This window comes from Candidatus Sungiibacteriota bacterium (genome assembly GCA_016432465.1).
Lineage (GTDB): Bacteria > Patescibacteriota > Minisyncoccia > Sungbacterales > HO2-52-23.
In genome coordinates this window covers 177,925-196,660 of sequence record CP066690.1, presented here as the reverse complement: position 1 = coordinate 196,660, position 18,736 = coordinate 177,925, and the positions used below count along the sequence as shown (strand labels likewise).

General features: G+C 47.1%; 12 protein-coding genes. All 12 read left to right on the top strand.

Annotated features, from left to right (window positions below):
• Positions 1 to 12 precede the first annotated feature (12 nt).
• The 12 genes from HYW89_00930 to HYW89_00875 all read left to right on the top strand — a co-directional run bounded on the left by HYW89_00930 (position 13) and on the right by HYW89_00875 (position 18,730).
• The gene (locus HYW89_00930; protein ID QQG45489.1) at positions 13 to 705 is read left to right on the top strand and encodes a DeoR family transcriptional regulator; all 693 of its coding nucleotides are present in this window, start codon (positions 13 to 15) and stop codon (positions 703 to 705) included.
• A 28-nt stretch (positions 706 to 733) separates the two neighbouring features.
• Entirely contained in the window at positions 734 to 1,600 is an 867-nt protein-coding gene (gene galU / locus HYW89_00925) for a UTP--glucose-1-phosphate uridylyltransferase GalU (protein QQG45488.1), read from the top strand.
• Positions 1,601 to 2,183: 583 nt separating this feature from the next.
• Entirely contained in the window at positions 2,184 to 5,849 is a 3,666-nt protein-coding gene (locus HYW89_00920; GenBank protein QQG45487.1) for a peptidoglycan-binding protein, read from the top strand.
• A 373-nt stretch (positions 5,850 to 6,222) separates the two neighbouring features.
• On the top strand, positions 6,223 to 7,173 hold the full coding sequence (locus HYW89_00915; protein QQG45486.1) for a hypothetical protein: 951 nt from the start codon (positions 6,223 to 6,225) through the stop codon (positions 7,171 to 7,173).
• A gap of 102 nt (positions 7,174 to 7,275) precedes the next feature.
• Positions 7,276 to 8,490, top strand: a complete 1,215-nt coding sequence (locus HYW89_00910; protein QQG45485.1) for a peptidoglycan-binding protein — start codon at positions 7,276 to 7,278, stop codon at positions 8,488 to 8,490.
• 4 nt (positions 8,491 to 8,494) lie between these two features.
• The gene (locus tag HYW89_00905) at positions 8,495 to 9,181 is read left to right on the top strand and encodes a hypothetical protein (GenBank protein QQG45484.1); all 687 of its coding nucleotides are present in this window, start codon (positions 8,495 to 8,497) and stop codon (positions 9,179 to 9,181) included.
• A 274-nt stretch (positions 9,182 to 9,455) separates the two neighbouring features.
• Entirely contained in the window at positions 9,456 to 11,027 is a 1,572-nt protein-coding gene (locus tag HYW89_00900) for a glycosyltransferase family 39 protein (protein QQG45483.1), read from the top strand.
• Positions 11,028 to 11,062: 35 nt separating this feature from the next.
• Positions 11,063 to 12,232, top strand: coding sequence for a peptidoglycan-binding protein (locus HYW89_00895; GenBank protein QQG45482.1), 1,170 nt, complete (start codon positions 11,063 to 11,065; stop codon positions 12,230 to 12,232).
• Positions 12,233 to 12,245: 13 nt separating this feature from the next.
• The gene (locus HYW89_00890; GenBank protein ID QQG45481.1) at positions 12,246 to 13,124 is read left to right on the top strand and encodes a hypothetical protein; all 879 of its coding nucleotides are present in this window, start codon (positions 12,246 to 12,248) and stop codon (positions 13,122 to 13,124) included.
• Positions 13,125 to 13,895, top strand: coding sequence for a methyltransferase domain-containing protein (locus tag HYW89_00885; GenBank protein ID QQG45480.1), 771 nt, complete (start codon positions 13,125 to 13,127; stop codon positions 13,893 to 13,895).
• A gap of 32 nt (positions 13,896 to 13,927) precedes the next feature.
• The gene (locus tag HYW89_00880; GenBank protein QQG45479.1) at positions 13,928 to 15,265 is read left to right on the top strand and encodes a lamin tail domain-containing protein; all 1,338 of its coding nucleotides are present in this window, start codon (positions 13,928 to 13,930) and stop codon (positions 15,263 to 15,265) included.
• Between the two features lie 51 nt (positions 15,266 to 15,316).
• Complete coding sequence (locus HYW89_00875; protein ID QQG45478.1) at positions 15,317 to 18,730, top strand: glycosyltransferase; 3,414 nt, start codon at positions 15,317 to 15,319, stop codon at positions 18,728 to 18,730.
• Positions 18,731 to 18,736: the final 6 nt, after the last annotated feature.

Here is an 18,736-nt window from a genome sequence, read left to right as displayed (position 1 = left end):
GACTTGAAAAGTATGTTGGAGTCCAAAATAACCAAAGAATTACACAGAAGAATTTTTGAACTCACTCTCGCTCTTTATCGCGTTACTGATTTTTTCCCGCAAGGGGAAGTATTGCGAAAAAACCTGCGGGAGAAAGCAAACGAGATTTTTGGGGGCGTCACAGAATATGGTTATTCGCCTGATTTTGAGCGAGAAGCAACATCAATAATTGCTAAAATCCATACCATAAAAGGATATCTAGGCCTTGCGCGTTCCCTGCGTTTTGTGAAGCCTATAAACATTACGGTTTTGGAGCGAGAATATGATTTTCTCGCTGATTTTTTTAATCGTGAGCTGGATGTGGTAAAAAAGGCAACCGAAAATAAACAAGAAGAAATCATAACCCCAACCCAGACTACTAATAATGAATCGCAACCTGTCCGAGAATCAGAAAAAGAAGAACTCCCTACATGGGAGGAATTTGCAACAAAAGAAGACAAAGGACTTACACCAATCTCCGAATCAATTAACGAACGGCAGCATAAGATTCTTGAGCATCTTAAGCAATCCCAACAAGCAAAAATCAGCGATTTTGTGCCGCATTTCGCTGGGATAAGCACTAAAACAATCCAGCGCGACTTGCAGGACTTGGTTATAAAAGATATCCTCCGGAAAGAAGGAGAAAAACGCTGGACCACCTACTCAATTAATAAAAATGTCCAATAGCACCAAAGGACTATAGGACATCAAGCCAATGACCGATATAAAAAAGGTTATTATTCCGGTGGGCGGCTTTGGGACTAGATTTCTTCCCGCTACTAAAGCCCAACCCAAAGAAATGTTGCCTATTGTGGATAAGCCAGTGATCCAGTACCTTGTTGAAGAAGCAGTGGCTTCAGGCATGAAAGAGGTTATTTTAATTACCGGGCGCGGTAAACGCGCGATTGAGGATCACTTTGACCATGCGTCAGAGCTTGAATCATATCTTGAGGCAAAGGGCAAATCAGAGCTTGCCCGGACCGTTAGAAAAATATCCTCAATGGCCTTTTTTTCTTTTGTGCGCCAAAAAGAGCCACGCGGTATTGGGGATGCGGTTTTACAGGCGCGTCCTCTTCTGGGTAAAGAGCCGGTCGCGATTATGTCAGGGGATGATATTATTGATGCCAAGCCCCCTGCCTTAAAACAACTAGTACGTATTTTTAAAAAATATCGGGCGCCGGTAGTCGGAGTAGCCAGAGTATCTGACAGCGAAATACATAAATACGGAGTTATCGCAGGAAAAAAGATAGCGCCCCGTACTTGGCGGGTTACCGGCACCATTGAGAAGCCAAAACCGGGCACAGCGCCCTCAAACCTCGCCATATTTGTTAAATATATTTTTACCCCCGAGATTTTTGAGTACCTAGCCAAGGTTAAACCAGCCTCAAATGGAGAAATCTACATCCCACCAGCCCTTGATAAATATATAAAGGATGGTGGCCGTTTTTACGCCTACGAGGTAAAAGGGGAGTGGTATGATTGCGGCGATAAGCTTGGTTATCTACGGGCAGTAATAGATTTTGGGCTTAAACACTCCGAAGTTGGCAAAGAGTTTAGGAGGTATTTAAAGACTGTCAGATAACTTGATACTCTAGACAACAAATCTTTAAATCTGACAATATTGACGGATTTTGACTGCTGTAATAGCTTATATAAATCATCAAAAAAGCCTGTGGATAAATGCAGCTTGCGCGGTTCCCCACCGGACTTATAATTAAGTTACTAGCATGTTTTACCTTTCATAATTTTCGGCAAGAAAGCCATTTTTGGGCTGGTTTACAATATCCACAGGGGCTTGTTTGCAAATCATATATCAGGCCGGTATACTTAAAAAGATAGACTTGCTTGATATGTGGCTTGCAAGAATGATTTACGGTTGAACGGAGGGAACCTTGACAACTTAAAAGGCAAAAATCTTATAACTTAGAAATTTGATCGTCTGGAGATTCAAGGTCCGGTCGATCTCGTGCTTCGCAAGAAGCGCGGGTGCAGGCTTGACTCCACATTTATTTGTTTATCAATTAATAAATTAAAAAGCGCCCCTAGTTTATGTGCAATTCGTCGACACATAAAAAATGAGCGCTTCGTCCACAGGAAGCCCTCCTGCAATCTGTAACTACAGAAGGCAGGAATAGGTTTCCAGATTAAATAGAACTTATAAACCTATGAGTATAAAATTTAGAGTGGTAACAGTGCTAAGCACTATTGCCATTTCCGGAGCAGCTGTTTTAGTGCCAATTGCCGCAGTGGCGGACCACACCACGGCCCACACCATTGAGCAATTATCAGCGCAAATTGCAGCTCTCCAAGCACAACTTCTTGCACTTTCCGGCGCGCCAGCAGCGCCAGCCGCAGGTGCGGGAGCAAAGTGTTCTTTCACCAGAGCCCTTACGGTGGGGTCCCGTGGTGATGATGTGACATGTCTACAGAACTATCTCACCGGTACTGGCCACTTCACCTATTCTGGCGGCGCGACCGGATACTTCGGTGGTGTAACTAAAGCGGCAGTAGCCGCATGGCAGGCAGCCAATGGCGTATCGCCTGCCGTAGGATACTTTGGTCCAATTTCACGAGCCAAATATGATTCTGTGGTAGCGGCAGCGCCTGCAGTTCCTGCAGCGCCCGGAGCTCCGGCAGCGCCAGCTGTTTCAGTAGCAGTTGGTTCCGGACTTACGGTAACTTCGCCGGCTGAACAACCAGTGGCAACATTGGTTCCGCAGTCTGCTTCACGCGTTCCTTTTGTCAAAATGATTCTTACGGCGAGCGCCGACGGCGACGTAACAGTGAAAAACGTTGTTGTTGAGCGCCGCGGACTTGCCGACGACGCAGCTTTTGACGGGATTCTCCTCCTTGATGAGGACGGAACGCAGATTGGGAACTCCAAGACCTTAACTTCGGAGCATAAAGCAACCCTTACGGATGGCTTGGTGGTTAAGGCAGGTACTTCCAAGACAGTTACTATTGCAGTAAACTCGGCTTCTTCCCTAACCAACCAAACCGGTCAGGTAGGACGGTTGACTGTTCTTTCCATAGACGCCGGTACTTCTAAAGTAAACGGCACGTTCCCCATTGACGGAAATGGAATGACCTTCAACAACACCCTGACTATTGGAAGCGTAACCATGACTATTGGTTCGCTTGATCCCGGTGCTGCCAACACCAAAAACGTAGGAACAGTTGGTTACTACGCGGCATCTGTTAAAGCATCGGTTGGTTCGGCAGAAGATGTTGACTTTAGGCAGATTCGCTTCAACCAAGCCGGATCTGCAGCCAAATCCGACCTTAAGAACGTAGTGGTAAAAGCCGGAGATAAAGAGTACCCAACAGAGCTTTCTTCTGACGGCAAATACTACATTGTCAAATTTACCGAACCCATAAAAGTTATTAAGGGAGGCAACATTGATTTATCTGTAAAAATTGATGTTGTTGACGGTTCGGGCAGAACCTTTGACTTTGACATTCTTAAGAAGGCAGACATTGTGGTACAAGGCAGACTTTACGGCTACCACATTGTGGTAGGCGGCGGATCATCCGGTACGGCTGGCGCGGGAGCATTCTCCTCTAATCAGGAGCCATTCTTCAACGCTTATGCCGGAACAATTGATAAAGGATCAGTGCTTCTCTCAAGCTCTAACAAGATTGCTTCCGGAAACATTCCGGTTGAGGTGTCTGACATTGAGATTGGCGCCCTTACTTTTGACGTAAAAGGCGAGCCCATTCAGTTCACGGCCATAGATTTAAACTTCACCTTTACCGGTAACGGAACATCAACTGATGTTACGAGCGTATCCCTGTATGATAGCAAGGGCGGAATTGTTGCTGGTCCTAAAGACCCAGCCAGTGGTAAGGTAGCTTGGACAGACACCTGGACCGCACCAGTAGGAGCCAATGTTTATATTGTAAAAGCCAAACTTGATTCCTCCTTTGTTGCGGATGACACTATTAGAGTCGGTGTTAACCCGTCCAACACCACTGCCAAAGGCACGATAACCGGGCTTACGATTAGCGCAACTCCGGCTAGCACCTTGGTGCAAGCCAATGGTCAGACCGTAAAGCCGGCGGCGCTGAAAGTTTCAGTGAACGACACGCCGTTTGCGCAAAACGTAGTAAAAGGAGTTAACGGATACCACTTCGCAACCTACATCTTTGATGCGGTAGCATCAGGTGAAGATGTACGGGTTACTTCCATCCAGTTGCGAGATACAGCATCAGCCAACGGTGTTTTTGATGAGTTGAATAGCTGTATTCTCTATGACGGCGCAACGCAATTGAACAGCGGATCCGACGTAGTTAACCCGGACGATCCTTCAACCGGAACCACTGATGACACCACCTTCACGCTTACCACCAACCTTGTTGTTCCCAAAGGAACCATTAAGAAAGTTGACCTTAAGTGCAACATTTCTTCCTCGGCAACGGCCAATAGCACCCATTCTTGGGGCACTAATGCCGGCGCATCCAACATTGGTTCTTCCGGAGCAAAGACAGGTGTAAGCATCACCGAGAGCATTACTACGGGAACCGGATCGCTTATGACCATTAAATCTGCCGGTTCTTTCAGCGTAACCAAGGATGGAGCCACTCCTTCCGCAGCGCTGGTTCTTTCAGGAAAGACCGATGTTCCTATGCTTGCCTTGAAGTACTCGGCGGTTGATGAAGCGGTAAATATTACGGATGTCACCCTTACTTTCGCCTCCACCACAGCATCCAGCTCTGACTTTACGAAAGTTTCGTTGTGGGACGGCGCCACTAAGATTGGTGAAGCGGTTTGGGCAGGAACTGCGCAGTTTGCAACCTCCACCCTTTCTGCTCCTTTCGTAGTGCCAAAAGATGGAGATAAGATACTTACTGTTAAGGCGGACGTAGGAACCATCAGCGTAACAGCATCTACCACTGCCGGTCGGATTCTCTCAATTAACTACGACACCAACAGTTCTTCAACCGGTACTGGTGTGTCGTCAGGCGCGAGATTGGGTCAGGCCAGCGGCCCCAGCGTTCAGGGAAATGGCATGCAGATCATGAAATCTATACCCACAATTGAGAAAATTGCCGTTCCTTCAACTACGCTTCCGCAAACCGCTGCCGTAATGTATCGCTTTAAGGTAACGGCAGATGCGGCAGGACCAATTGCGCTCTACAAATTCACCTTCTTGGTATCGTCTTCTACGGTTTCGGCAACATCTTCTAACTTCAACGTTTACGGCTACACTGACTCTGGATTCTCGGTTAAGGCGTATGACAATAACCCGCTTCATAGCTCCAATGTTGATTGTGCTGGTTCGTCTAACTTAGACAATGACACCAACGGTTGTAACGTAGCTACTACGGCTGTAACCTCAACTGCGTCCAACACACCGGCAGCTCCTTCAACCGCAGGTGGCGGTACTGGTGAAGTAGTATGGTTCTTTGGCCCGGTGGCTAATCTTGCCTCCACAACCGAAGCAATCGTTGTTCCTGCCGGAGCAACCCGATACTTTGAGCTTCGTGGAGACATTACTAACCCCGGATCCGGAACTGGTAACTCCATTACCGTACAACTTGAAGGTGATGCCGCTCGTCCTGCTCACGTAGCCAACCCCAGCACAACGGCTGACCAAGCGCTTGGTAATACAGGCTGTCACGATTCCGGGCGAGGTAAGCTTTGTACAGCAGCTACGGTTGCGCTTGGTATTGATTCGGGCAACGCAGCCATTCACAACGACTTTGTGTGGTCAGCGATGTCAACCTCTACCACGATTTCAACCGCAACCTCAACCACTGACTGGACTAACGGCTTCCTTGTACCAGGACTTCCATCTACCAACCTGTCTTCCAACGTCTTCTCAAACTAAGGGAAGTTTGACTTCCTAAGCTAGATCCTTGTGCTAGCGGTAAAGACCCCCTCAAAGGGGTCTTTACTTTTACGGAATCTTGCTTGCCCCGTTAGAGATCCGATGCCTTGGGTATCGGCAGTCCCGACGTCACGTCGGGACTTATCTCTAACGGGGTTTTTTGTCTGCACCACCACTTAAATAACTCAAAGCCCGCCTAAAAGCGGGCTTTGAGTTATCCACAGGTTTTGCTATTTACACCCTATATGTAGGGGGTAAAATAAGAAAAGTAGGTCAAATTATTAAAACTCGTGGATTTATTAATTTAATTTTTTGTCCCGCAAAGATGCGACAATTCTATGCGCCTCTTTTTGGGGCCTCATTATATAAAACTATGCGAAAGCACACTTCGTCTCGTCATATCTTATCTAAAAAGACGACTCGCCGCGCAAATTTCAGGACGCCGCGTTTAAAAAGTACGACTTCATTTATTTTTGCCTTGGTTTTAGGCGCAACTCTTGCTGTAGGAGTAAGCGTCTGGGCAACTACTATTGGCAACAACGTATCCGTGGGCGGAACCCTTACCTCAACGGGCAATGTCTCGGCCAACGCCGACCTTAGTGTAACATCTGGCGCCCGTATTGGAGCGGACTCCGACCCCGGCCACATCACGTCCTTGGCAGATGATAGTTTCTTTGTAGAGGGGCAAGCGGAGTTTGACGGTATTGTGTGGTTTGACGGAACACTGCATGCATCCAGCACCCTGCTAGTGGGCGCGGCCGCAACATTTTACGGCAACGTAACCATAGGAGATGCTGCCGCTGATACCCTTACTGTTACCTCAAACTCCGTTACTTTTTCCAACTCCGCCACGGCCACTGTTAATACCAACGTATTAAACGGCTTTAGTTTTGCTACCTCTACCGCTAGTTATGGTCTTCCTCTTCTGGCTGTTGGGTCACAGAGCGCCGGTCGTCCCGCAAGAGTTGGTATTGCCACCTCTACCCCCAGTGCCATGTTTGCTGTCAACTCTTTTGGGGGTTTAAATGCTTTGGTAATTGGTTCCTCAAGCGCGAGTTCAACCTTTGTAGTTGATTCCCAAGCACGAATAGGTATTGGCACTTCAACTCCGGGAGCAAAATTGTCTGTAGATGGTGACGGCCTTGTCCTTATTAGCAGTCAGGCAGCCACCGCTACTCTGCGCATTTACTCGTCCAGTCCGGCTACAGGAGCAAACGGAAAAGGAGGGTGCATTGAAATGGAAGATGTGGATGGCAATGTTTTCAGTCTGGTCGCCACAACTACTAATGGTCCTGCCGTGTGGCAGGGTGCGGCTTGCCGCTAGGTAATTAGCACTTAAAGATCTCTTGCACAATAACAATACTACTGCAATTCCAGAATTTTGGCTGCAAATTGTGCAAAAGGTCTTAAGAATTTTACTCTTTTTATGAAAAGAATCCTTGCGGTTCTTACAATATGGTTTTTCTTAGCGGTGTGGCTTTTTCCTTTTGCGGTTTGGGCAGCAGACGTTTCGCTGGAAAGCGACGTAACCTTACAGTTGCCAGACGATGGTTCGCAGTACACCATGCGCGATACCCTGCTTGATTCTTTTAATGTTAACTCCACGACCTTTTCCTTTACCATGTCTTCCGGTGGGCGGGTAACGCTCTCATCCGGCGATAGGAAGAAATTCACTCATGATGCGCCAACCTCTATAACCGTAACCACAACTTGTACTTCTAGCGAATCCACTATAACTATTCGGGATCCAAACAGCCAGACCACGGTAACAGTTACTCCGTCTGGTACCTGCAGTTCTGGTGGAGGAACAGGAACCGGCAGCGGCGGCGGAGGAGGAGGTGGAGGCGGCGGCGGAGGAGGTGGCGGAGGAGGCGGCGCTCCATCAGGCCCCCCAACTCCTACTACAGAAACCGTTTCTAAAGTCGCTCAACTCAAGACCCAGATTTCTGAACTCCAAACCAAGATTGCCCAGAAGCTTGCTCTGACTCCGGGTGCGCCCAAATTTGGGGCCGTGCCGCCGGCTTTTGGGGTTTTTGCCCGTGATCTTGCCCCGGGAATGCGGGATGATGCCGTAAAACAGCTTCAAGATCTCCTGTCGCGTGATAAAAGTATTTATCCGGAAGGACTGGTTACGGGTTATTTTGGTCCGGCAACTACAGCAGCGGTTAAGAGATTTCAGGCAAAATATGGGATTTCACAGGTGGGCCGCGTTGGTCCCCAAACGCGTAAAAAACTAAATGAACTGTTTGGAACTGCGCCGGCGCCGGAAGCTGTTTTAGCGCCAGCCGCTCCTACGGCCCAGTCAATTTTGGAAAAAATTAAAGAGATTCAGTCCAAAATTGAGGGGTTAAAAAAGGGACAAGCTGTTCCTGCACCAGCGCCATCTCCGGCTCCTGTGACACCACAATCCATTTTGGAAAAAATTAAAGAGATTCAGGCCAAAATTGAGGGTTTAAAAAAGGGTCAGTCAACTCCTGTGCCGGCCCCAGCGCCCGCACCTGCTCCGGCACCCGCACCAACCCCGCAAGCCAGCGCAGCTCAAATGAAAGCTATTCAGGATCAAATTAAAGCTATTCAAGCGCGTCTGATTCAGGAACAGATTAAGCTTATTCAGGAGAAAATAAACGCCTTGAAGAAATAATTCTATGAATCGTCCCCAGCTTATTTTAGCCGTTCTTCTGCTTGCCTTTTTCTTAGGCACAAGTTCTGGTTTTGCCAGTGTGAGCGCAATTCAGGATCAGCTTCGGGTTATTCAGTTAAAACTAATTAAGGAAAGACTTAAATTAATTCAGGAGCAAACCCTGAAGTTAAAGGTTGAGCAACCACCGGCACCGGCGCCCAAACCCGCACCCACACCTCCGCCCGAGGAGATGCTAAAAACACTGGAGCAGCAAAAAAAGCTTCTGGAGCAGGCAGTTGCCTCTTTGCGTCCCAAAGCAATTGAAGACGAGGCCAACCGCATTGATAAACGATTGAAAGAAATGAGGACAGAGTTAGACACGGCAGGAGGCGGGCGACTTCAGGAACTTCAAAAAGAGCTTGTTTTGCTTCTGGAGGATCAAGCAAGGGTAGAGGCGCAAACCCGCGAGCTTTTGGAGGAATCATTAAAAGCGCGCCAAGCCGTTTTGCTTCGGGAGCAGGTCTTAAGATTGGAGGAGAGAATTCGTCTTCTGCCGCGCCCCGTAGCCAAACCAAAAGTTGAGGCGGCTGTGCAGACGCCAACGGACGTTCAACTTAAGGTAATTAAGGAGCAAATTGAAAAAGCCCAGCTTAAACTTTTGCAGACCCAGATTAAAGCCGTTACTGATAAAATTCAGCAGCTAAAGAGATAAACCCCCCCACCTTCCGCGGGGTATTGGACCCAGCGGAAGGATTTGAAAACCCCCTTCATCCTGCGGTTCACTCTCCCGCCAAATTTTGGTGGGAGGGTAAGAGACCGCAGTCGAGTCAGACTCGACCACAGAGTATTCGGGAAGGTGGGGGGGTAAACTTTATATTTTGCGAATCTCAAAACCCCGCGTTACGCGGGGTTTTGAGATTTTCCCCCATTTCATAACTACAACAAGAACCTAGACCAAGTAGGGTGGGTTGCAGTAAACTAAGAACGTGTCTACTACTACTTGGGGCCAAAAGAGTATACTTCTTGCCCTTATAACTTTTTCTCTTTTTTTTCACCTTTGGCAGCTTGGTACGTTGCCTCTTTATGATTATGACGAGGCGCAATATGCCATTGTAGTAAAGGATACCATCCGGGGGGGCGATTTCTGGTCTCTTAAAAGGTTTGGCGAGGATTGGATTGATAAGCCGCCGCTTCTTTTTTGGCTGACGGCCGGCAGCGTAAAGGTTCTCGGCGAGAATGAGTTTGCTATGCGTCTGCCTTCTGCCCTCTTTGGGGTTGCGGCAGTCTACGGCGTGTATCTTCTGACCCGTACGCTTACCAATAATTTTACAGTGGCTGTCCTGTCAGGGTTTATTCTGCTTTTTTCCGGAATTTTTCCCGCGGCCGCAAGGCAGCTGCGTCTTGACGTTCCGCTCTCGGCCGCTATGATTTTTGGACTCTGGGGATTTATACGGGGCTGGAAAAACAAGAATTGGTATCTTTTATCCGCGCCCCAGAAGACCACGGGTTTGCCCGTGGATGAATGCGGTTTTCTGGGGCGGGATTCCGCCCCAGCAGGCAAGCCATCAGGCTTGACCGTAAAGAATGGGTACCACGGGCTTGCCCGTTGGGCTCCATTTTGGTTCTTTCTTGGTATCGGAGTGATGCTGCGCAGTTTTCCGGCGCTGCTTTTAGTGCCGGTGATTTTGATATTTAGCGCAGTGTATAAAGAATGGCGCTGGCTTAGAGATTGGTACTTCTGGCTGGGGACTATAATTTTTTTAATCATTATCCTGCCCTGGCACCTGCGTGAGAGCATAAAGTTTGGCAAGGATTTTTGGGACGTGTATCTTGTGCGTCATGTCTTTGAACGTGTTGCCGCTCCGATACTGGGAGGATCGGTTACGACCCGGAGTTATTTAAAACAACTTTTGCTTTTGAACGAGCCCTGGTTTCTGGCGGCTATCGGTGGCGGCCTTTGGATTTTTTGGAGACGTTTGGGTCAGCTTCCGGAACGCCGGTTGGCGCTGGCCTCTCTCTTCTCCGCACTTTTTATTTTTATTACCTTTGCCATATCCCGCACCAAGCTCATTTTTTACCTTATTCCGTTGTTTCCTTTTGAAGGTATGTTAGTGTCCTCACTAGGGGGAGTTTGGTATCGGAGTATTCGTCAAAGTATCACCGGACGCTATGCCGTAGTTGCGGTTTTTGCGGCTCTTCTGCTTTTGGGGGCGCTAAGCACCTATTATCAGCTTTTTATTTCCAACGTTCCCTACTCTTATCCTTATGCGAAAGAGGAGAAAGAAATAGGCCTTTTTATAAAAAAGAATGATCAGGGGCATGCGCTTTACAGTTTTGATTGGAGCTCTTTTGATACTATCTATTATTATAGCGGCAGAAAATATATTGAGCGGGTGGAGCGCGAGAGTCTTAAAATGGGATTCAGGCCGCCGTATTTCTTGATTATGCCCCGTCCGTATCTTAAAAATACCGCACAGCCGGGCTTAACCATTCCTTTCTCCGGGCAGTATCTTGTACTTCTTGAGGCGCAGGCAGATAATAGTGGTGTTGATAAGTAGAGACGCGATTCTGGCAGGTATGTTATAATAGACTTATGCTAAAAAAGGTTATTTTGATTACTATATTGGTTTTTATGCCGTTTTTAAGTTTTGCGGCCTCTTTTGACCGTGACCTTTATTTTGGCTTAAAAAGTGATTCCGGGGTTACTCAACTTCAGGAGTTTTTGCGGGATGAGGGGGTTTATAGCGGTCCGGTTACCGGAAATTTCTTCTTGCTTACGCGAGCCGCTGTTAAAAAATTTCAGGAAAGAGAAAAAATTGTACCCGCGGTCGGATACTTTGGTCCTAAAACCAGGGCGCGGGCCAATACGGTTTTGGCCCAAAAAACAGCGCCCGTAACCAAAGAGGCGATTATTGAGCAAATACAAAAGCTGCAGGCAGAACTTAAGGCGCTTCAGGAAAAGCTGGCAAAAGAGCAGGTATCAACCACCACGGTTCCCGCCGATACTACCCCGCCTAGTTTCGTTAAAAAACCTCAAGTTTTCAAAAAGGGCTTTATAGACAATTCTCCGCTTGGCGTTCACTATCCCTATCGGGTGGTCTTTGATTGGGCAGTGGATGAGACGGGTGTGGTGGATGAGTCTGTAACCTGTACCCCCACCATAAAAGTAGCCAAGCCAGCCGGACGTCTCACCGAATACTTTCCGGAGCCGCATACTGACTATTCTTGTACGGTGAGCGTAAAAGATCAGGCGGGTAATCCGGTCAGGGCCGATGTCTCTTTTACTACCCCCAACTGGATAAATTTACTTACGGTATTTACTAATTCTTTTCCAGAGGTGGAAGTGGACCCGTATAAACTGGGTGACTTTACAATTTATAACGGGACAACCTCGGATGTGCTGTTGGCCAATTTTGAGACTCTAATTATAGACGAGATGGACTCAACCCCCAATCGCGCCCGCAAAATATATCTTATTTTACGGGATGGAACTTCCTCAGCCGATAAGTTAATTAGTAAAACCGAGTTTACTTTTATTACCGAGCATCCCAAAATCGGGAGTCCCCACAAATCCGTCCTATCACTGGGTTTTGATGTTACGGTAAAACAAGGAGAGGAGAGGAAGTTCAGTCTTTGGGTGGAACAGTTTAAATATGTAAAAAGCGGGAAGTTACAAATCAAAACCACGAAAATCAATACGGTCACCAACATAAGTACGGTTGGCGGCTGGGACTTCCTCTTGACCAAAGAGCCGCCGCTGTGATAACTTTTTCTATATGCTAAAAGAAAGTTTTTACAAAAACGCTATTTTGGGTTTGTTGGTGCTCGTCATTGTTGTGGCGGGGATATTTTTTCAAGACGAGATATCACGTTTCCTCTCTTTAAATTTAGGTAAAAAATTAGAGCCGTCAGCGGGATCGGCTCCGTTACCGCAAATTCCGAAAAATACTGAAGTCCCGGAGTCGGCATCCTTACCCACAGGGCAGACTAAAACTCCTTTGGGGGCAAACCCAGATACCCGAACTACTGCCGGCCTACCACCACCCCCCTATATCGGTCGCGACCCGATTGAGGTTCGTCCGATTCCGGAAGAAGTTAAATTATTTACGGAAGCCCAAAAACAGGAGCTTTATGCTTCTCTTGATATGCATGGCCGTTCAGTAAAAGCCCGGCCCAACTTTTTTACGGGCTGGATTCAGGTCGGAATTTTCAAAAAAATTATAGGAGATTTTGAAGGAGCGCGGGATGCTTGGGAATACGCGAGTTTGCTTGAGCCCTTAAACTCTTTATCTTTTGCCAATCTAGGAGAGCTTTACTGGAGATACCTTAAAGATTTTCCTAAAGCTGAAGCCAATCTTAAAATTTCCCTAAAGAATAAACCCGCTGATGTCCAAACCCACGTTTCGCTTGCTGAACTTTATTATTATTCCTATAAAGAAAAGGCGGAGGAGGCAGACGATGTTTTACTGCGGGGGCTTGAGGCTAATCCTCAAAACCAAACTTTAATGAGCCGCCTTGCTTATTTGTATGAACAAAGAAAAGAATGGGGAAAGGCGCTGGAGTGGTGGCAGAAGGTAAACGAGCTTTTTCCGGGAGACAGCGATGTTGAATCCAGAATCACAAAAATTAAATTGAGGCTAGAACCCGCACCATAAATGACTTCTTTTGAACCCCGTTACTATGAGATGGCGCGGGAAGAAGGCGATTGGTCATCTTTTCCAAGATCTAAGGTGCTTGAATACTTGCGGGCCAATTTAAAAGTCGGATCTTCAGTTCTTGAAGTGGGGTGCGGTACGGCTGAAATTCTATCCTTTCTGCCTTCGGGCGTAAGCTATTATGGTTTGGAGCGTTCAGACTACGCAGTAAGGGGGGCTAAAGAAAAGTGGGCCGGCATTTTTCCGGATGCAACTTTTCTTGTTGGAGAGGCGGAGAATCTCCCTTTTTCAGAAGCACGCTTTGATACCGTGCTTTTATTGTTTGTGATTGAGCATGTCTTCCATCCTCGGCAGGTTTTGGCCGAGTGTGTACGGGTTTTAAAAAGAGGAGGAAGTCTCGTTATTCTTGCGCCTAACCTTGAGTTTCCTTTTTCGCGACCATCCGCCCTACGGCATAGATCCGCTTTCTGGCGGATCGGTTTTGTGGCCCTGCGCATGCTTGACTATTTTTTAAGAATTTTTGGAATTTTTACCTTCCGGATCGTAAAAGAAAATTTTACAGACGCCACCGGTCGTTATGAAAAAAAGGACGATGACCTGCGTTATCTTGCGTCTTCCTACGAGGTTATCCGGGAGCTGGAGAGTTTGGGCATGCGCCTTGAGAAATTTTGGGAGGCGGGGAAACTTTCAGGTTTTCGCCGTTTCCTGCGTTATTTCCCAAAACTGCACTGGTATGGCGTGACGCTCGCAGCGGCTTTGGTTAAAAGTTGACGTTTCCAGCGGTTTTTGCTACAGATGTTTTAATGAAGGCTGGACCACGGGTGTCAATTATTTTGATAAGTATTTTTATACCGCTTTCTGTTTCGGGAGCGGGTATTTTAATTAACGAAATTGCCTGGATGGGGACGCTTCCCAAAGAAGGCGAGTCCGCACAGGCCGCTGCCAATAACGAGTGGGTTGAGCTCCATAATCCTACCGACTCGGCACTGTCCCTAGGGGGTTGGAAAATTGTGGCTTCGGACACTATGCCTGATTTTTTGCTATCTGGTTCCATTCCGGCCGGAGGATATTTTTTGCTGGAGCGGGGCAGCGATGAGGTTGTAGCTGGCACTCCGGCCGATATTATATACCCCTTTAAAAATAATGCGCTTTCCAATCTTGGAGAGCACATATTTCTCAAAAATTCTAGCGGAGAAACTGTTGACGAAATAAACGCCTCTTCGGGTTGGCCGGCAGGCGATAACACGACTAAAGATACAATGCAAAGAGGCGGCCCATCATGGATTACGGCCAAAGCAACTCCTCGTGCTGCTAATCAAGGTTCGGGCATGTCGGAGCAACCTAAACAACAATCGTCGTCTCCATCAAGTACGCAGATATCGAATATTGCCCCGCCGCCCTTTAGAGTATATGCCGGAGAAGATAAAAATGTGATTGCCGGAGCAATTGTAGATTTTCCCGGCTATGCTGAATATCTGGATGGCAGTGAGTTGGGGAATGCAAGATTTTGGTGGAATTTTGGTGATGGCGCAACCGCCGAGGGCCGCTCGCTTACCCATACTTTCAATACTTCGGGGGTGTATCTTGTGGGTCTTCATGTTTCTTCAGGTACCCATGCGGTTTCTGATTACGTTAGGGTCAATGTCATCCCAAACAAAGTAAAGATTTTACGCGTTGTAGAGGGTGAGGCAGGATTTATTGAATTCACCAATCCGGATGACTTTGATCTTGATATTGGCGCCTGGATTATTGATGACGGTATCAGTCAGAATTTTATTATTCCTTCCCAAACAAAAATTAGCGGACGCTCAACCGTCGCGTTTTCCAATCGTACCACCGGCCTTTTCCACTATGGAGTTAGTTTGGTAAATCTTCGTTACCCCAACGGTATTGTTGCGGTGACATGGGCAAAAGCCGTTACTGGTCAGGAGCCCACAATTTCTTCTAGACCAGAAGCTGTTGTTGTTTCCCCAGTAGAGAGTGTGGGAAAAAATACGGGGTCTGACCCTGCTTCGGAAAGTGCGGCCCTCGTCCGGTCCGACCGCCCTGCCAGTTTTGCATTTTTGTTCGCAGCGCTGGGTGTGGGCGTTCTTGCGGCCGGGGCATTTATTATGATAAAAAGCCGGATTCGTGGCGGGTGAGCCCTCCCACCAAATATGGCGGGAGGGTGAATGATTTCTGTCTTTAATGCAATGAAGCCAAAAGTTTTTGTATTTACTACCTCCTACCACCCGTTTATTGGTGGAGCGGAGATTGCCATAGCGGAGGTTTGCAGGCGGTTAAAAGACCGCTTCGATTTTTATATTGTAACTTCCAGATTCAAAAAAGACTTACCGCGTGAGGATTCCTATCAGGGCGTAAAAATTATAAGAGCCGGATTCGGCTCCCGGTTTGATAAATACCTTCTGCCGTTCTGGTGCCTAACGTCCAACTTGGACACGCCGTGTCCAAGTGCGGTAGTGGGGGTGGATATTTCGCATGCCTCTGTTACGGCGGCAATTTATAAGTTATTTCATCCCCGAATTCCTTTTATTTTGAACATTCAATACGGGGAAGGGGATGCTCGGCTTGCTTCTGGACGGTTTGGCGCGATAAATGCGGCCTTTCGTTTTATTCTTTGGCAGGCCGATTACGTAACGGCAATCTCTACTTATCTTTTGAATCTGGCAAGAAGTTATGGATATAGGGGACCGGGAGAGATCATTCATAACGGCGTTGACGCAGAGAAATTTAGAAATGATATCCGCGCAAATCCGCATAGCTATTTGCGTAAATCTGCTTCTACCATCATTACGACCTCACGGTTGGTGCCAAAAAACGGAATTGATATTTTGATTCGGGCAATGGCAGAAGTGAAAAAAGCCATTCCTAATGTTCAATGTTGGATTATCGGCGACGGTCCAGAGCGTAAAAATCTTGAGCTACAAGCTATCCCTAGGCCACAAAGTGGCCGGGATCCCGGCTCAAAGAGCCTAGGGACAAGCTACTCGCCTCGCTCAAGCTCCGGCGGAGCGGGCAAGCTACAAGCTGATATTAAATTTTTCGGTGAAATCCCGCATGAGAAGATACCCGAATATCTTCATGAAGCCGACGTTTTTGTCCGTCCCTCTCGTTCCGAAGGCATGGGCATCTCGTTCATAGAGGCGTTGGCCGCGGGTCTTCCCATAATTGGTACGGCTGTAGGCGGCATAACGGATATTATCAAAGACGGAGCAACCGGTCTTTTTGTCAAAGTGGATGATCATCTTGATCTTGCGGCCAAAATCCGGTTTCTTTTGGATGAAAAAATTTTAGCGCAAAAAATGGTGGAGGATGGAAGACGAATGATAAAGGAGCGCTTTTTATGGGACGTCATAGCCCAAAAATATCAAAACGTATTTTCACAAAACATAGCTCGTACCCGTCTTCTGATTGCTACACCTCTTTACCCTCCTCAACTTGGAGGCCCGGCGCTTTATGCCGAGAATCTTTCCCGTGAGTTTCGCTCGCAAGGCCTCGGCGTCTCGGTAGTTTCTTTTGGCCGCTTTTTAAAATACCCAACCCTGATTCGTCATCTTTTTTATTTGCTTTCGCTCGTTAAGCGAGCCAAAAACGCTGATTTAATTTTTTCCTTGGACTATTTCAGCGTGGGAGCGCCGGCAGCCCTGATATCCTTTTTGTATAAAAAGCCGCTGGTCATTAGATTGGAAGGCGATTTTCTGTGGGAATCTTTTGTGGAGAGGACCCGAAATGATGTTACCCTTCCGCAGTTTTATACGCTTCCTATGCCTCTGTCCTGGAAAGAGCGTGTTATAAAATTTATTAGTAGCTGGGTTATGCACAGGGCCGATGCGTTGGTATTTTCTTCTGATTGGCGCAGGAAAATGGTGGAGCAGGCCTATGGTTTAGACAAAAATAAGACGGCTATTGTCCAAAATGTACAGGAGCAAATGGGAGCCAGCGCAGGATTAACCCGGAAACCCGTTATCCTATGGGCAGGAAGGATGCTTTATTTGAAGAATCTTTACCGTCTGATCCGCGCTTTTACCAAATCGGGCCTGCGTGATTATGAACTTCATTTAGTAGGTGATGGTCCTGAAAAAGAAAGGTTGCAGGAGTTTGTAAAGGAAAACAAAATTTCCAGAGTCAAATTTTTAACGCCAGTACCGCATGACCCACTTCTTAAAAAAATCCAGGAGGCGTCCGTATTTTTACTGCCATCTTTTTCTGATGTTGGGCCCAATGTTATCGCTGAAGCTTGGGCACTGGGGACACCATTTGTTATGACGCAGGAGTCCGGCTTAAAAGAATACGTGGGCGATAGCGCAGTACTGGTAAATCCGTTGTCTGAAGACGATATTGCCCAAAAGTTAGTGATGTTGGCCAAGAAAGATACGGTAGGGACCATTAAGTCAGTCTTGACAGTGAGACTGTGGAAAGAAGTTGCAGAGGACTGGATCTCACTTTTTAAAAAGATTATCGGGCCGCCCGCGGGGTTAAATATTTTAACCATCGGCACGGATGAGAGTATTTTTCAACATAATTCTCCGCTTCGGGAAAGGGCGCAATTTTACGCCGAACCATTTTCTTCATTTCATGTTCTTTGCCGCAGCCATCATAAGCTGCCTGCTATGAAGGAGGGTACTTTGGTTTTACGTCCGATTCACTCCAGTAAGCTTTTGTCGTGGTACCTTCTTTATAAAGAAGGAGCACGGCTGCTCCAGCGACGCGGCCGTTGGGTGATAAGCTCTGAAAATCCGTTTGAAGAGGGGATGGTGGCGTGGCTTCTTAGCAGGCGTTTTGGGCAGCCCTTTCAGCTTCAAGTGCATACTGATATTTTAAGCCCGTGGTACAGGAAGGCCTCCTTAAAAGAATTTACTAGATATCTCATGGTTAAATTCTTGATACCCAGAGCAAGCCGTATTAGAGTAGTTTCGGAACGTATTAAAAGTTCTTTAAAGGAGGCAGGACTTGCCACCGAAGATAAAATTACGGTTTTGCCTATCTTTACCGACATTTCTAAATTTCTTAATTCCGATAGAGATCCTAAAACCGAGGAGCGTTTTTGGGACTACGAATTTAAAATAGTAAGTGTGGGGCGTTTCGTAGATAAAGAAAAAAACTTTTCCATGCTTATTGAGTTGATGCGGAATTTGACGAAGATGTACCCCAAGACGCTTTTAGTGTTGGTGGGAGACGGGCCCGATAGAGACAACTACAGATTACAAATTAGAAATTACGGATTAGACAAAAACGTTTTTATTGAGCCGTGGCGTGATGATCTACCGTCGTTTTATAAATCTTTTGATCTCTTTGTTTTATCATCAAATTATGAGGGGTGGGGGCGGGTTATTATAGAAGCCATGGCCGCTTCTCTACCCATTCTTATGACTGACGTAGGTTTGGCGGGGGAGGTGGTGCACAATGGAGAGAATGGATTAGTGGTGCCAGTGGGTGACAAAAAACAATTTCTCAAGGCACTCCTTCGACTTTATCAGGATAAAGAATTACGTAGTTACTTGGCGCATGCGGCCGAAGAGAAGATAAAGCAACTTCCTCATCGGGGCTGGGAATCTTATGTTGCGGCATATCAACAGGTGCTCCGCGTTTGCGCCAGTGAAGGATAAAGTTAT

What these genes read in the sequence shown, in the direction of transcription:
- HYW89_00915 (QQG45486.1), top strand. Translation starts at nt 6,223, where the DNA reads ATGCGAAAGCACACTTCGTCTCGTCATATCTTATCTAAAAAGACGACT.
- HYW89_00905 (QQG45484.1), top strand. Translation starts at nt 8,495, where the DNA reads ATGAATCGTCCCCAGCTTATTTTAGCCGTTCTTCTGCTTGCCTTTTTC.
- galU (QQG45488.1), top strand. Translation starts at nt 734, where the DNA reads ATGACCGATATAAAAAAGGTTATTATTCCGGTGGGCGGCTTTGGGACT.
- HYW89_00880 (QQG45479.1), top strand. Translation starts at nt 13,928, where the DNA reads ATGAAGGCTGGACCACGGGTGTCAATTATTTTGATAAGTATTTTTATA.
- HYW89_00920 (QQG45487.1), top strand. Translation starts at nt 2,184, where the DNA reads ATGAGTATAAAATTTAGAGTGGTAACAGTGCTAAGCACTATTGCCATT.
- HYW89_00930 (QQG45489.1), top strand. Translation starts at nt 13, where the DNA reads ATGTTGGAGTCCAAAATAACCAAAGAATTACACAGAAGAATTTTTGAA.
- HYW89_00875 (QQG45478.1), top strand. Translation starts at nt 15,317, where the DNA reads ATGAAGCCAAAAGTTTTTGTATTTACTACCTCCTACCACCCGTTTATT.
- HYW89_00910 (QQG45485.1), top strand. Translation starts at nt 7,276, where the DNA reads ATGAAAAGAATCCTTGCGGTTCTTACAATATGGTTTTTCTTAGCGGTG.
- HYW89_00890 (QQG45481.1), top strand. Translation starts at nt 12,246, where the DNA reads ATGCTAAAAGAAAGTTTTTACAAAAACGCTATTTTGGGTTTGTTGGTG.
- HYW89_00895 (QQG45482.1), top strand. Translation starts at nt 11,063, where the DNA reads ATGCTAAAAAAGGTTATTTTGATTACTATATTGGTTTTTATGCCGTTT.
- HYW89_00885 (QQG45480.1), top strand. Translation starts at nt 13,125, where the DNA reads ATGACTTCTTTTGAACCCCGTTACTATGAGATGGCGCGGGAAGAAGGC.